13 protein-coding genes are annotated in these 13,741 nt (G+C 64.5%); 8 read left to right on the top strand and 5 right to left on the bottom strand.

All coding sequences use genetic code 11. The features are described from left to right. Positions 1–3 precede the first annotated feature (3 nt). On the bottom strand, positions 4–2,820 hold the full coding sequence (locus tag RT697_RS04440) for an ATP-binding protein (RefSeq protein ID WP_313697166.1): 2,817 nt from the start codon (positions 2,818–2,820) through the stop codon (positions 4–6). A 136-nt stretch (positions 2,821–2,956) separates the two neighbouring features. Between RT697_RS04440 and RT697_RS04435 the strand changes: the two genes are divergently transcribed. Both RT697_RS04435 and RT697_RS04430 read left to right on the top strand, forming a co-directional pair. Further along, positions 2,957–3,724: a hypothetical protein gene (locus tag RT697_RS04435; RefSeq protein ID WP_313697165.1), complete on the top strand. Its 768-nt coding sequence runs from the start codon at positions 2,957–2,959 to the stop codon at positions 3,722–3,724. A gap of 37 nt (positions 3,725–3,761) precedes the next feature. Then, entirely contained in the window at positions 3,762–4,118 is a 357-nt protein-coding gene (locus tag RT697_RS04430; RefSeq protein ID WP_313697164.1) for a hypothetical protein, read from the top strand. 41 nt (positions 4,119–4,159) lie between these two features. Here RT697_RS04430 and RT697_RS04425 read toward each other — a convergent pair whose 3' ends face one another. Next, positions 4,160–4,348: a hypothetical protein gene (locus tag RT697_RS04425; RefSeq protein ID WP_313697163.1), complete on the bottom strand. Its 189-nt coding sequence runs from the start codon at positions 4,346–4,348 to the stop codon at positions 4,160–4,162. Positions 4,349–4,596: 248 nt separating this feature from the next. On the opposite strand from RT697_RS04425, the gene ydiK reads away from it, so the two are divergent. From ydiK to RT697_RS04400, 5 genes are all read left to right on the top strand, one after another. Continuing rightward, positions 4,597–5,673 carry an AI-2E family transporter YdiK gene (gene ydiK, locus RT697_RS04420; protein ID WP_409517399.1) on the top strand — a complete coding sequence of 359 codons (1,077 nt, stop codon included), beginning with the start codon at positions 4,597–4,599 and terminating at the stop codon, positions 5,671–5,673. A gap of 512 nt (positions 5,674–6,185) precedes the next feature. Continuing rightward, positions 6,186–6,950, top strand: a complete 765-nt coding sequence (locus tag RT697_RS04415; RefSeq protein WP_313697196.1) for an RNA pseudouridine synthase — start codon at positions 6,186–6,188, stop codon at positions 6,948–6,950. A 257-nt stretch (positions 6,951–7,207) separates the two neighbouring features. After that, positions 7,208–8,149: an LD-carboxypeptidase gene (locus RT697_RS04410; RefSeq protein WP_313697161.1), complete on the top strand. Its 942-nt coding sequence runs from the start codon at positions 7,208–7,210 to the stop codon at positions 8,147–8,149. A gap of 138 nt (positions 8,150–8,287) precedes the next feature. Further along, positions 8,288–8,632 (top strand): helix-turn-helix transcriptional regulator, encoded by a 345-nt coding sequence (locus tag RT697_RS04405; protein ID WP_313697160.1) that lies wholly within the window; start codon positions 8,288–8,290, stop codon positions 8,630–8,632. Positions 8,633–8,646: 14 nt separating this feature from the next. Further along, entirely contained in the window at positions 8,647–9,954 is a 1,308-nt protein-coding gene (locus RT697_RS04400) for a HipA domain-containing protein (RefSeq protein ID WP_313697159.1), read from the top strand. A gap of 7 nt (positions 9,955–9,961) precedes the next feature. On the opposite strand, the gene RT697_RS04395 is transcribed toward RT697_RS04400, so the two are convergent. From RT697_RS04395 to RT697_RS04385, 3 genes are all read right to left on the bottom strand, one after another. After that, positions 9,962–10,426, bottom strand: a complete 465-nt coding sequence (locus RT697_RS04395; protein ID WP_313697158.1) for an Rrf2 family transcriptional regulator — start codon at positions 10,424–10,426, stop codon at positions 9,962–9,964. A gap of 87 nt (positions 10,427–10,513) precedes the next feature. Beyond that, positions 10,514–11,398 carry a class I SAM-dependent methyltransferase gene (locus RT697_RS04390; protein ID WP_313697157.1) on the bottom strand — a complete coding sequence of 295 codons (885 nt, stop codon included), beginning with the start codon at positions 11,396–11,398 and terminating at the stop codon, positions 10,514–10,516. Positions 11,399–11,438: 40 nt separating this feature from the next. Further along, on the bottom strand, positions 11,439–12,803 hold the full coding sequence (locus tag RT697_RS04385; RefSeq protein WP_409517398.1) for an APC family permease: 1,365 nt from the start codon (positions 12,801–12,803) through the stop codon (positions 11,439–11,441). 525 nt (positions 12,804–13,328) lie between these two features. On the opposite strand from RT697_RS04385, the gene RT697_RS04380 reads away from it, so the two are divergent. After that, positions 13,329–13,730: a DUF6152 family protein gene (locus RT697_RS04380; protein ID WP_313697155.1), complete on the top strand. Its 402-nt coding sequence runs from the start codon at positions 13,329–13,331 to the stop codon at positions 13,728–13,730. Positions 13,731–13,741 lie beyond the last annotated feature (11 nt).

Below are 13,741 nucleotides of genomic sequence, written 5' to 3'. Positions count from 1 at the left end.
TCGTCATGCGGCTTCCTTGAAAGGCATCAGCGCCTGGCATAACGCCGCAATCGGCAACGGCTTGAGCAACACCGTTGTCATGCCGGCTTCCGCGCTGCGCAATACGTCTTCCGTAAAGGCGCTGGCGGTGATGCCCACGATCGGGCGAGTGTAACCCTGACTGCGCAGTGCGCGGGTAAGGGCGTAGCCGTCCAACTCGGGCATGCGCAGGTCGGTCAGGATGGCGTCGAATTCAGGAAGATCGGGTAGCGCCAACGCGTCGTTGCCGTCCGCCGCCACGACAACCGTGCAACCCAGGTGTTCAAGCTGTTCTCGCAGGATCTGCCGGCTGACCGGGTTGTCGTCTACGACAAGCAGGTGCATGTCGAGTGCATCGCGCGACGCCTCCGGCGCGGGAGGGGAGATGGTGGCGACGCTGTCCTGCGCGAGGCGGACCGCCGCGGCAATGCTGGCAAGGCTATGGCTGTCGGCCGTCCAGGTGTTGCGCGTCGGCCGCGGCGTCCCCCCCGGCGGTTGTGCAAAGACCCGGGCGCCGCTCCAGACGGCCGGCGTCAAATCGCGCGACCAGGTTTCCACCAGAATGCCGCCCTCGCGCCGGCCATGCAGAGCGGACTTGTAGGGCATTGCCAGGGCGCCGCAGTGACGCAACCATTGGCACAGATTGGCGACCACCTCGTTGTTGGCGCCTCGCACGAAGACCGGCCTGGGATCCAGCCGGACGCCCAGGTCTGTATGCGCGCTGCTGACGCGGGGCAAGGTCAGGACGAGCGACATGCTGGTGCCCAATCCGGGTTCGCTGACGGCGCTCAGCGTTCCGCTCATCATCTCGGACAGCCGCCGGCATATGGCAAGCCCGAGGCCCGTGCCGTGGACATTCTGATTGGCTCCGGATTCAGCACGGTAATAGGGTTCGAAAAGCCGCGCGTGGTGTGCCGCCGAGATACCCATGCCGGTATCGGCCACCTGGAATTTCAAGGTGGCGAAATGCGCGTCCTGGCTGAGTGTCTGCAACCGCAATACCACCTGGCCCGAACCGGTGTACTTGATGGCGTTGTTGACGAGGTTGTTGAGGATCTGGCGGACGCGGGTTGCGTCGCCCAGAACCTGCGCCGGCGTGGCCACGTCGGCCAGGGCATAGAGGTGCAGTCCCTTGGCCTCTGCGCGCGCCGCGTAGGTGCCGATCACGCTGTCCAGCATCTGTACCGGCGAAAACTCCGAGGTTTCGAGCTTCAGGTAGCCGGCCTCGATGCGCGACAGGTCCAGCGTGTCGTTGATGGAGCTGAGCAAGGTCGCCGAAGACTGCTGCATCGTCTGCAGATATTGCTGCTGCTGGCTGTCCATTGCAGTCAGGCCCAACAATTCAAGCGTTCCGAGAATGCCGAACAGCGGGGTCCGGATCTCGTGGCTCATCGTGGTCAGGAACACCGTCTTTGCGTGGTTCGCGGCGTCTGCGTGCAGCTTGGCCTGCGTGATGGAGTGCTCGACCCGCTTGAACGCGGTAATGTCGTTGATGCCACAGAGGATGACTTCCTCCGCGCGATAGATGATCGGCGCGAACGTCAGGTAGAGGCACCGGCCGTCGTCCAGCGTGTATTCGCGCTGGGCGCCATGGCCGTCCTCGGCAAGCAGCCGGGCCAGCAGCGCCGGATCGTCCAGCAGCCATCCCCTGGCCAGCTCGTTGGAGAGCAGCGGCATGCCGTCTGCGCGGCGCAACAGACACAAGCCCACGGGCGCGACTTCGACCAGTCTTCGATTGAGCGATACGCTCTCGGCCAGGGCTTCGTACTGGCGCAAGGCGGGGGCGACGAGTTTCCTGCGGATGTGCCGTATGCCGAAAATGACCGCTGCACAAAGGAGCAGCGCACCGCCCAATGTGGCCTGGATGGCGAAGGCGGCGTCGCCCAGGATCCGGCTGATCGGCGTGTAGTAGACCAAACGCCAGCCGCCTTCGCCGACGGACTTGCTGAGCACGACGTAGCGCGGAAGCAGACCTGGGCCCCACCAGCCAAACGAGTCCTCGCGTCCGGCGTAGCGGCTTAGCCCCGCAAGGATTTGGGCGTCGTCCGGACTGTGCAGAACGGGCGTGCCATGCTGGTCATGCAGGATGTAGCTGCCGCCGTGCAGGGAGGACAAGTCGATGGCCGCGTTGATGTCGCCGAGTTCCAGGCCGATCCATCCCACGCGGGGCGTCGACGCGTCGACGGGCGTATACAGGTACAGCGGATTGGCGTTGTGCAGAGGGGGGGTGAGCCAGGTGATGGCGCTTTGCCGGCCGTGCGCCGCGCGTGGATTGGCGACGGCGAGCTCGCGCGCGATCCAGGATTGCGCGGCGTCGTCCGGGCCGGCGGGTTGGCCGGGGCGCGGCGCGACGTACGTGGTTCGGCCATTCCGGACGGAACTGAAGAGCAGTTGCGTCTGCGCGAACGCAACGTCGTTCAGGTCTCGGGGGGTGAGAATCAGCGCCCAGTCGTAGGCGTTGGGTTCTTCGTGCAGGAGAAAGACGTTGATCTGCCCGGTGTTGCCGAAATGTCGCGGCGTTTCGGAGGCGGGCGCGGAATCGGTATTGCGGACCAGGCTGGACGCCAGCGAGCGAAGCAGCGATTCGCGCTGGTCGAAGAAGAGCTGCGCGTTGTACGCGGCGGCGTTCATTTGCCGCCGGTAGGTGGAAACCGAACTGGTGAAGGACCAGTAGAGCAAAAATGCAGCGGCCGCCGCGATGCAGGCGAGCAATGCGGCGGCGAATAGGTGCAAGAGCAGCGTGGGGGCTCGTGGGACTGGCTGGACGTCTGGCGCGAGGGTGTTGGATTCCTTGACAGGCATGCGCACATCGTAGGTATGGCCCAACCCGGCGGATATAAGAATATTTTGAAAATGCGTCAATGCCGGGGGCGAATGGCCGCGCAAATCGTACTTTTACGATTGGTTTGTGAAACGGCGATCCATAAAGTTGCCGCTTATGAACGCTATCAACCAGGCCGAATCCGCCTCGCTCGTCAGCGAGCCATTACGAATCCAACCCGTGCTGGACGCCAAAGGAATCGTCCGCGAAATGGCGCTGGTCGGCGGTCACAGCCGTCTTATCCCCACGTTGCTTGCCAATGCCGCCTCGGCAGACGCCCTACGCCGCGCCGGGCGGATCTTCCGGGCGGCGGGCTGCATGGCAACGCTGTCGATGGACCATCCGCTCAATGTCAACTCCGACAATCTGCTTCCCCTGCAGCTCTGCCAGGACCTGCGTATTGGCGCCGTGGCCGGCGACCAATTGCGCGAAACGCAGCAAGAAGCGCATCCCAGCCAGCTTATCTATCCCTGCGCCAAAGTCACTTACAACGTTCCCCTCAGCGACCGCCTCGCGCCGGGCGCAACGCTTTTTCATAGTTACCAGGAACTGCGGCCCGCGTTGCGCGTGCGGCTGCTCCCCTCTGCACAAGTTCCATTTGGCACGCTGCGCGCCACGGGCCTGCGGGTGGGCATTCCGGAAGGCATCTGTACCCGGCGCCCGTTGCAAGAGCGGTTCTTCAGCCTGCTGGGACAGGCGTCCCGTCAAGGGCTGAAGGTGCTGGCACAAGACATCCGCCGCATCGACGATTTCAACTGGCTTCGCGCGCAACCCAACGTGCTGTTCCAGGGCGAAGCCCTGTCAATCGCCTTGAGCCTGCAGTACGTGCAGGAATGGCTGACCAGTGCAGGGACCAACTGGCGTGCCTTTCAGATGGGGGCATAGGCCAAGGCAACGCAGCGGATCCGATTAAAATCCGCGCATGCTTCCTACTCAAGTCATTCTGGCGCTGCTGGTGCTACAGCTCGCGCTCCTTATTCCCCTTGTCGCCGTGGGCATCCAGCTCGCGCGTTGGTTACATTGGCGTTTTATATCGAACCCCCAGTCGCGGGGAGAGCGGCCCCGGTTCACCGGTCCGGTACTGGCCCTGATTTTCAGCACGCTGGCGGCCACTGACTTCATCGGTTTCGAACCCTTCCTGACTTTGTCGCAAATGAATCCCGTGCCGGAGGGCGCACGCGCCTACTTCACCGTGGCGATGCTGGCCCTCGCGGTCTGGTCCTGGGCGTATTCCGGTGCGATCCGCAACCGGATTCGCACGATGTTGGGCGTCTCGTAACCCCTGCGCCCGGTTCTCGCGACGTTCCGCCCCTTAGCGGGCTAGTGGCCCGGATAGACGCCCTGGAACGGTTCATTGTCGGGCTCGCCAAAATCGGATCGATGGTAATTGGCGGGGTCTGAATGGGTCGCGCGCGTGGCGTGCGACCCGTCGGAGCGGTGGGAATCCATGTAACTGCAGCCGCTCAACACGATTGCCAGCAAAACGCCGGCGAAAGCCATGTTTTTCATGGCACACCTCCACAGTTTTTGCCTGCGCCCCGGACCGGCGATCCCGGCCGGTCGCAGCGGACCCCGAGCAAATAATGTTCCCATTCAGGTTCGTCCTGATTTCGGATACATTCCACTGAGCGCGATGGCTGGCAGGGCGGCGCCGCCGGCCCGCATCCATCCGCAACGCGGGGCGGCAGCTCCGCCAGGAGCAGCGGGTGATTCCACGCCAGTCCGTCGACATAGCCCGGGTTCTGCTTGTGATCGTCATGCTGTTGGCCTTGATGATCGGCAGCCTGTACGTCCTCCGTCCGTTTCTGCCCGGGCTCATCTGGGCCACGACCATCGTGGTCGCCACCTGGCCGGTGCTGCTCTCGATTCAGCGGCATTGCGGCGGTCGGCGTTGGTTGGCCACCGTGGCAATGCTCTTCATTCTGCTGTTCGTGATCGTGCTGCCGTTGTATCAGGCGATCTCGACGCTGGCCCTCCACGGCGGCGCCATCATGGCGGCGGTCAAGAGCCTGCCCGACTACGCATTGCTGGCGCCGCCGGCGTGGATCGCCAGCATTCCGCTGGCCGGCCCGCGCATCGCCCAGGAGTGGCAGACGCTGTCGGACGCCGGCGCCGGAGGGCTGCTGGCGCGCATCGAACCGTACCTGACCACCGCCGCACACTGGCTGCTCGGTCACGCCGCCATCGTCGGCGTGTTCGTGATGCATATGCTGATTACTGTCATCATTGCCGGCATCCTGTACAGCAAGGGCGACACTGCGGCGGATTTTGCGCGGCGGTTTGCCAACCGGCTGGCGGGTCAGCGGGGCGTGGCCGCGATCAAGCTGGCCGCGTCGGCAATTCGAGCGGTGGCGCTAGGCATCGTTGTGACTGCCGTGGTGCAGTCGGCGCTGGGCGGTATCGGGTTGTGGATTGCGGGTGTGCCGGCGGCGGGGATTCTGACGGCGCTGATGGTGATGCTGTGCCTGGCGCAGCTTGGACCGATTCTGCCGATGCTGGGTGGGGTCGCCTGGCTTTTCCAGAACGACATGAAGCTGGCCGCCGCCGTGCTGCTGGTGTGGGCCATCGTGGTCGGGACGCTGGACAACCTGCTGCGGCCGCTGCTGATCAAGCGGGGCGTAAACCTGTCGATGCTGCTGATCCTGTCCGGCGTGTTGGGCGGCATGTTCGCCTTCGGCATCGTCGGATTGTTCATCGGTCCGGTGATCCTGGCGGTGACGTCGACGCTGCTGAAGGCCTGGATCGATGAGGTGCCGCCGCCCGCTGACGTCTATCCGGACGAAGCCGTCCTGAACGTAGACCCGCCCGACGGACCGCAGCAGAAAAGGGCGTAACATCCGTCTCAAGGCGCGGGCCATGTGGCCCGCTTTTCGCAATACCCGGCAACACCGATGACAATGCTTTTTATCCCGGCGCCCGCAGGCGCGCCTGATCTTTTCCTTCAACGCTTCAATCCGCTGCACCGGGAGGGGGGACGATGAGCAACACGATGCGGCCCACCAAGCCCGGCACGCTCAGCCTGACTTCCCGTCCTGCCAAACGCACCACGGCGAACCGCAGCGCCCGTCCGGCAAGCGCCGACGGGACCTCCGCGTCGAGCAAACCGTACCAACGCGATGCCGCCGCCGATCGGCCCAAGCGAAGTGCGGCTTCCGGACGTCCGGAGCGAACGGCAACTTCTGGACGTGCGGAGCGAAGCGCACCGTCCGGGCGCCCCGAGCGAAGTGCTACGCCCGGACGCCCCGCAGGCCCGGGCCGTCCCGCCAGAGGGCCCGGCGCCGACCGCGCCAATCAACCGGCCAAGCCCGGCCTGAAAGCCCGCGCCGCGAAGCCTGGCAACGGCAATATGGCCGAGAAGGCCAACCGCCCGGCACGCCCCCAGTCCACAGCCAATACCGACCGCCTGGCCAAGCGGCTGGCGGCCGAGCTGCCGTGTTCCCGGGGCGATGCCGAGCGCTACATCGAAGGCGGTTGGGTGACTGTCGACGGCAAGTTGCAGGAAGAGCCGGGTTTGCGGGTGGCGCCTTCGCAGGTGGTCAGCCTGATGCCCGGCGCGCGGCTCGAGGAAGGCCGTCCGGTCACGGTGCTGGTTCACAAGCCGGCCGGCATGTACGCCGACGACCAGCCCGGCTCGGCGCTTGATCTCATCCTGCCCGAGAACCTGATGCCGGGCGACCGGTCCGGACAACGCTATCTGAAGCGCATGTTCAACGGCCTCAAGCTGGTGACTCCGCTGGAGCGCGCTGCGAGCGGCCTGGTGGTCTATACCCAGGAGTACGCGGTGGCTCGCAAACTGGTAGAGGAGGGCCGCCACGTGGAGCAGGAATATATCGCGCATGTCGAAGGCAAGCTAAGCGAGGCCGACCTGGCCCGCATGCAGCGCGGCATGGCGTTTGAAGGCCGCGCCGCCTCACCGATGAAGGTGAGCTGGCAGAACGAAGACCACCTGCGCTTTGCGCTGAAATCACCCATGCCGGGGTTCATTGAAGCCGTGTGCGAAGCGGCAGGTCTGCGCTTGCTGGCATTGCGACGTCTGCGGATCGGGCGTTTGCCGATGGCCGGCCTTGCCGCCGGACAATGGCGCTACCGGCTGGAGTACGAGCGATTCTGATGCGCGGACCGACCAGCTCCCAGATTGCCGATCCTGTGTCCGGGCCGAATCCGGAAGCCGGGTCGCGCGGTGTTTCCGGGCATGCGGACGCCGGTCGCCGGCGGATGTTGCTGAATGCCGGCGCGTTGTGCCTGGCCGGCTTGGGCCTTGCCGGGTGCGCACCGGGGCGGCAAGCTCCTGCGAAGACCGGGACGAACACCTCGGCACGACGCGACACGGCGCTGCCGCCGTCACACGCGAAACCCGCGGCCGCGCCCGTGCCTGCACTGCGGCCCGGCGCGAAGGTCGCCATCGTGGCGCCCGCGTCGGCAGCGCCAAACGCCAGTGACCTTGCCGCGGAATGGCTGGAAGACCGGGGCTTCTTTCCGGTGGTCATGCCCGCATCGCGCACCCGGCTCGACGCCCCCTACGACTATTTGGCCGGGACCGACGCGCAGCGTCTGGACGACCTGCACGCCGCGTTTGCATCGCCGGACATCGGCGCGGTGTGGTGCCTGCAGGGCGGCTTTGGATCCTGGCGGTTGCTCGACAAGCTGGATTTTGAACTGCTGCGCCAGCATCCCAAGCCCTTTATTGGCTACAGCGACATCACGGCCTTGCATCTGGCCATGCAGCGCCACGCCGGATTTGTGACGTTTCACGGGCCGATGCTGGCGCAGGACCTGGTCGCGGGCAAGCGCGAGCCCACGGAATCCCATCTTCTGGCCATGCTGAGCGGTCAGATCGGGGAGGGGTCCTGGATTCAACCGCCGCTGGACACCCGGGCGGTGGAACTGGTTGCGGGCACGGCCAGCGGGCGGCTGGTCGGGGGCAATCTGGCGCTCATCGCGGCTTTGATCGGATCCCGGCACGAGATCGACACCCGCGACGCCATCCTGTTCTTCGAAGACGTCAACGAGGCGCTGCCTCGCGTGGACCGGCTATTGAGCCAGTTGGCGGCCGCAGGCAAGTTCGACGGCGTCAAGGGCGTGGTCGTGGGCAATTTCATCCGCATCGTCGGGACCAATCTGGACGACGCGCAGGCGCAAAGCCTGCTGTACCCGCTGGTGATGGAGCAGTTTGGCTCACGCGGCATCCCTGTCTTGGCCGGGTGGCCCAGCGGACACGGGGAACCGAATCTGACTTTGCCGCTCGGCGCCCGCGTGACACTCGACACCGGGCGCGCGGCACTGCGCCTGGATCAGGCCGTAATCCGGTAACTCGCACCTCATTACAGCGCAGGTTTGCCTCATTAATGGCGCATAAATCATATTTATGCGCCATTAATGTATCCATACAAATAAGTAACTTGACTCATTAATGATGCATTAGCGGAATTGCAGCGCTATTATTGCGTCATGAAAAAGAAGATCGAACCTAGTTTCGAGGCGGCCGAAGCCTTGGCTCGCCTGGGCGCGCACATCCGCACCGCGCGTCTGCGCCGCAACGAAACCGAAGCCACGCTGGCCAGCCGCATGGGGGTTTCGCGGGCGACCATCAATCGGCTCGAGCGCGGCGATGGCGGCGTATCCCTGGCTCTCGCGCTCGAAGCCCTGCTGCAATACGGCTTTGGCGATCAGGTGTTCGCGTTGGGCAACCCCGACCTCGATGGCGTCGGCAAGCGCCTGGATGCCATGCGTCGGCCGGCCCGAGGCAGCGGCAAGGCGCGGAATTCGCATCGCGCCGATCCTTCCAGCCTGTAGCGGCGGACGACATCGTGCCAGCCAAGAAGCACAAAACCGTCGAAAGTGAGCTTTTCGTCTACGTGGATATCCGGGGCGAAGCCGTTCTGGCCGGGATCCTGACCCTGGACGACGCCGACGAGAACCATTTTTTTGCCGAATTCACGTATGTGCAGTCGTACGTGAACGATCCGCGGGCGTTTTCGCTGGATCCGCTCAATCTGCCGCTTACCGACTCGACGACCACATTCCGCACCGAAAGCCGCTACCAGACGTTGGGCGCCATCTTTGACGCCGCACCGGATGCGTGGGGCCGCAACGTGATGCGTGTGGACAATGCGGGCGCCCGCGTGACCGAAAACGAGGTTCTGCTCAAGGGCCGGGGCATGGGCGTGGGGGCGTTGTTTTTCAGCGCCCGCCTGTTGACGGCCAACATGCGCAAAACCTACCGGCTGCCCGAAGTCAGCCAGCTCGAGTCGCTGGCGGACCTACTGACGGATATCGATCAGGGCATCAAGCCGAAGGGGCTATATCGCGACATCCTAGGTAGCTCGTGGGATATCGGCGGCGCACGCCCCAAGACGATCGTGCGGGACGCGGAAGGGGAGATGTGGATCGCGAAGTTTCCCCGCAAGGGCGAGTCCTACGATCGCCAACGCGTGGAATACGCCAATCTGCAGATGGCCCGCGCCATCGGCCTGAACGTGCCGGAGGTTCGACTGGCGCAGACGCATCTGGGCGCCGTGTTGCTGACGCACCGGTTCGACCGCGAGCTGTTGCCAGCTCAACGCGGCGTGGACCCGGTCATCGCCCGTCGGCATTTCCTGAGCGGCGCGTCCCTAATCAGTCCTTCCGTGGACATCGGCAAGCGCGAGCTGGACGGGCCGCGCGGCAAGGCCACGTATTCCTATGCCCGGCTGGCCGACGTGGCGCGCCGCATCTCGTCGAATCCAGTGCGGGATCTGCTGGAACTGTATGCGCGGATGGTCTTGAACGTTGCCGTTCACAACACGGACGATCACCTGAAGAACGTCGGCTTCCTGAAGGAGGAGGGGGCGCACACCTACCGGCTTTCGCCGCTGTTTGATGTCGTGACCCAGGAAGGGTCAGCGCGGCATTACCTGCACATCGGCGCCGACGGCCGCGACAGTACCTTTGCCAATTGCCTGACCGAGTACCGGCGTTTTGGACTCCGGTCGGAAGCCGCTGCCCGAACCATCATTGACCGCGTCCTGAATGTGGTGCGGGAACGCCAGCGGTTCTACGAAGAGGCCGGCATGTCGCAGGCAGAAATCGCCCACGTCGAAGCCTCATTGATGGCGTGGCGCCAGCCGTGGGAGTAGGGGGCGGTCACGCCTCGTGGACGGCCTGCGGATCGAACGCTTGCCCGCGTTCCACCATGCGCGCATGAAAGTCTCGGCTCAGCGCGGCCAGCGTGACCTTGCCGAGCCGGTCCAGAAGCAGCCGCTGGGCCTCTTCAAACGCGTCGTCCAACGACGCATTCACCGCCTCTTCGACCAGGCATCCGGGCGACTCACTGCGGTTGCCCATGGCAAAGATCTCCGGTGCGCCCAGGGCGTCGTAGATGTCGCGCAGCGTCACCGCGTTGAAATCACAGGAAATCGTCCATCCGCCGCCATGGCCTTTTTCGGAGCGGACCAGGCCCTGCTCGCGTAGGCCGGCCATGATGCGGCGGATCACCACGGGGTTGGTCTGCATCACGCGGCCCAGGTCGTCGGAGGTCATGGGACCGAGGTGTTCGGCCATATGCAGCAGAACGTGCAGGACGCCGGAAAGCTTGCTGTCTCTTCTCATGCAACAGATGCTATTGCATGATGCCCGGCACAGTCAACGCGACGCGGCCATGCTTAGCCGCGCCGCGCAATTCGCCATCAGCAGGGATCAGCTCCGCTTGGCGTTCCATTCCCCTTTGCCCGCAGCGCTGCCGCTCATCGTGCGTCCGTTCACGACGCCCGCATAGCGCACGCCGTTGGCCGTGAAGGTGATCGACGTGCCGTCCAGCCGGGCGTCCGAGATCGGCACCGATCCCAGCTTGCCGGACAGCACCTGATAGTGCTGATCAAGCTGCAACGTCTGTCCGCCCAGATCCCATTTGCCCTGAACCTTGGCCGGCACGATCCACAACAGCGCCGTGCAATAGGTCTGGCAGTTCTCGGTGACGGTTTCGGAGGCATCCGGTTCCCAATCGCCCATGCGGAAGGTATTGGACACGACGCGCGTGCCGGCCGGCAGTTCCAGCAGCTTCGGCCGCAGCTTCTCGTTGATGGTGGACAGCAGGAACATCGTGATCACGTCCGCCTTGGACAGATCGGTGGTGAAGAGATCCTGCGCCACGAAGGTGGCCCGGTCTGCCACGCCGGCGCGCTTGGCGTTCTGGCGCGACAGCTCGACCAGATCGGGGTTGTACTCGATGCCTTGCGCGGTCAGGCCGCGCTGCGCGGCCGTGATGACTGTGCGGCCGTCGCCGGAGCCCAGGTCCATCAGCCGGTCCTTGGGCGTGACCTTGGCCATGTCGAGCATTTTGTCCACGAGGCTTTGCGGCGTCGGGACCCAGATGACGTCTTTGCCTTCCTGGCCGACGTCCGGCACATAGGCCTTTTGTTCGCCGGCCTTGGCGGGCGCCGCGGTTGTCTGCGCCATGGCGGCGGTCGCGCCCAGCAGGGTGAACGCCATCGCCGAGGCCAGCATCGCCAGACGCAGGCGCGGGGTGAACGCCTGAACCGCGGACTTGGGAGAGTCGTAAAAACGTACGTTGGAGCGTTGCATGGTGAGGGTTCCTTGGACGAAGAGGACAGGGATCAATCAGTTAACCGGCGGCCTGGGCGGGCTTGAGCAGGCGTATCAGAGGCACGCCGGCGGCCAGCACGGCCAGACCGATCAGGGCTCCCGCGCCGGCATACATGGCGCTGGAGACGACAAGCCCGGCGCAGGTCAGCGCCAGCAGCAGGGGCGGTAGCGGAAAGAGTGGCACGCGAAAGGGCCGGGGGCGATTCGGATCCAGGCGGCGCAACCGCCAGACGGACGCTGCCACCAGCATCATGAAAAGCCAGAACACCGGCGCGGTGTACGCCACCATTGTCTGCACGCTGTTCTGGCTGAAAGCGCCCAGCGCCACCAGCGCCAGCGTGATCACGCCTTGGGCCACCAGCGCGCTGACCGGCGTTTCGTTGCGGTCGCTCCATCCGGCCAGCGCCTGCAGCCGCGGCACATCCCGGCCCAACGCGTAATACACCCGCGCGCCGGTGATGATGGTGCCGTTGATGGTGCTGAGCGCCGTGGCGCAGATGGTCAGGCTGAGCAACGCCGCCGCGTACGGACCGGCCGCAAGCTGCATGACCTCGGCGCCCAGCGCGGGCGTGTCCCGCAGCCCCTGCAGGCCAAAGATTTCCAGCAAGGCGATATTGGTCAGCACATAGGCGCCGGTGACGACTACCGTGCCGATCAGCAGCACGCGGCTCATGTTGCGCCCGGGGTCGCGGAGTTCACCGCTGAGATACGCGGCTTCGTTCCAACCGCCATAAGTCAGCAGGACGAAGACCATGCCCATGCCCAGGAGGCCCGCAGTGTTGCCCGATAGCGGTGTGGGGTCCGGGGTCTTGAGCGCTTCGCCGCCCGAGGCCGTCAGGCAGGCGATCAGCACGGCGGCCAGGGCGATCACCGTGAGCACGGTAAAGACCCATTGCAGGCGCTTGGAGTAACGCGTGCCGATCAGGTTCAGCCCAGTCAGCACGACTACCGAGATGGCCGCATGCACGGCGGGTCCCTGTGATCCGAGGGGCAGCAGCTGGTTCGCGTAGTCGCCATAAATGAAGGCCACGACCGCGATTGCGCCGGTCTGGATGACGGAGCAGCGGGCCCAGGCAAACATCAGCCCGACGCGTGCGCCCCATGCCCGGGTCAGATACAGGTATTCGCCGCCGGCGCCCGGATACGCCGAGCCGAGTTCCGCATAGCAAAGCGCGCCCACGAGCATGACAAGCCCGCCCGCGCACCACAGGCCGATATACATGGCCTCCGTATGGGCATGCTGGGCGACAAGGGGAGGGAAACCGAAGATGCCGATGCCGATGACGACACCCACCAGCACCATGGTTGCGTCCATGACCGACAGGCCAGTGGGCGCTCGATTGTTCACGGCGTCAGGAACGGCGCTCATGGTTGCGCGCGCCATGGACATGGTTCGGCGCGCAGGAAACGTCCGTGGGGGGGAGGGTGGTCAGGCGGGCGCGCGGTAGAGGCGGGGGGCAGATTCGCGAGGAAACGCGAGCGGAGCAATGACATGCAATTCTCCCGGGGATGGACGCGCGGAGTCGGGTTCAAGGTGTATGTCGGCATATGCTGACAATTGCCTGAACATAAAGCGACCGTTACGGAGCGGGGAAAGTTCCGCAGGGTTTTCCTGGGGAAAAACGGGATGTGTGATGGATCTGGCGCTTATTTTCAACTTCATGTGATATTTCATGTGTAAGCTTCAAGTATTTGATTAATTGGAATTATCCGAAGTCACTTAACCGCAAACTTAAAGTAATTTCTTAAAAGTGAAACCTGAAGATCCTCCCGACATTTCATCGCCTTCCGCACGCCAAATAAATTCACCTCCGACGCAAGAACCCGCTGCTATCCTGTTTTTTCCGGCGCTCACGCCTGCGTTTCCGCGCGGGCGGACAGCGTGCCATCGCACTTCAGGAGCATCGACATGAAGCGTTCCCAACTGAAGCTTTCCCAATGCGCGATGATCGCCGCATTGGCGCTGTCCGCCTTCGGCGGTGTCATCCCGACAGCCATGGCGCATCACGGCTGGTCGTGGGCCGAATCCGAACAGATGACGTTGCAGGGCACAATCGAGCAGGTGCAGATTGCGCCGCCGCATCCGACCCTGAAGGTGCGGGCCAAGGATGGCGTTTGGACCGTCGAGTTGGGCAACCCCAGCCAAACAAAGGAAGCCGGGTTCGTGGAAGGATCCGCCAAGCCCGGCGATGCGATCACCGCCGTCGGCAACCGCGACCAGGACGCCGCTGCCAAACGCATGAAGGCCGTGCAGGTGTCGGTGGGCGGCAAAACCTACGACATCTACCCAAGCCGCATCAAGAAACCCTGAGCGCCCGCGCC

The sequence above is a fragment of the Achromobacter sp. genome (assembly GCF_032113835.1).
Classification (GTDB): domain Bacteria; phylum Pseudomonadota; class Gammaproteobacteria; order Burkholderiales; family Burkholderiaceae_B; genus Achromobacter.
The sequence above is the reverse complement of the archived record's forward strand: the minus strand, read 5'-3'. Positions and strand labels throughout refer to the sequence as shown.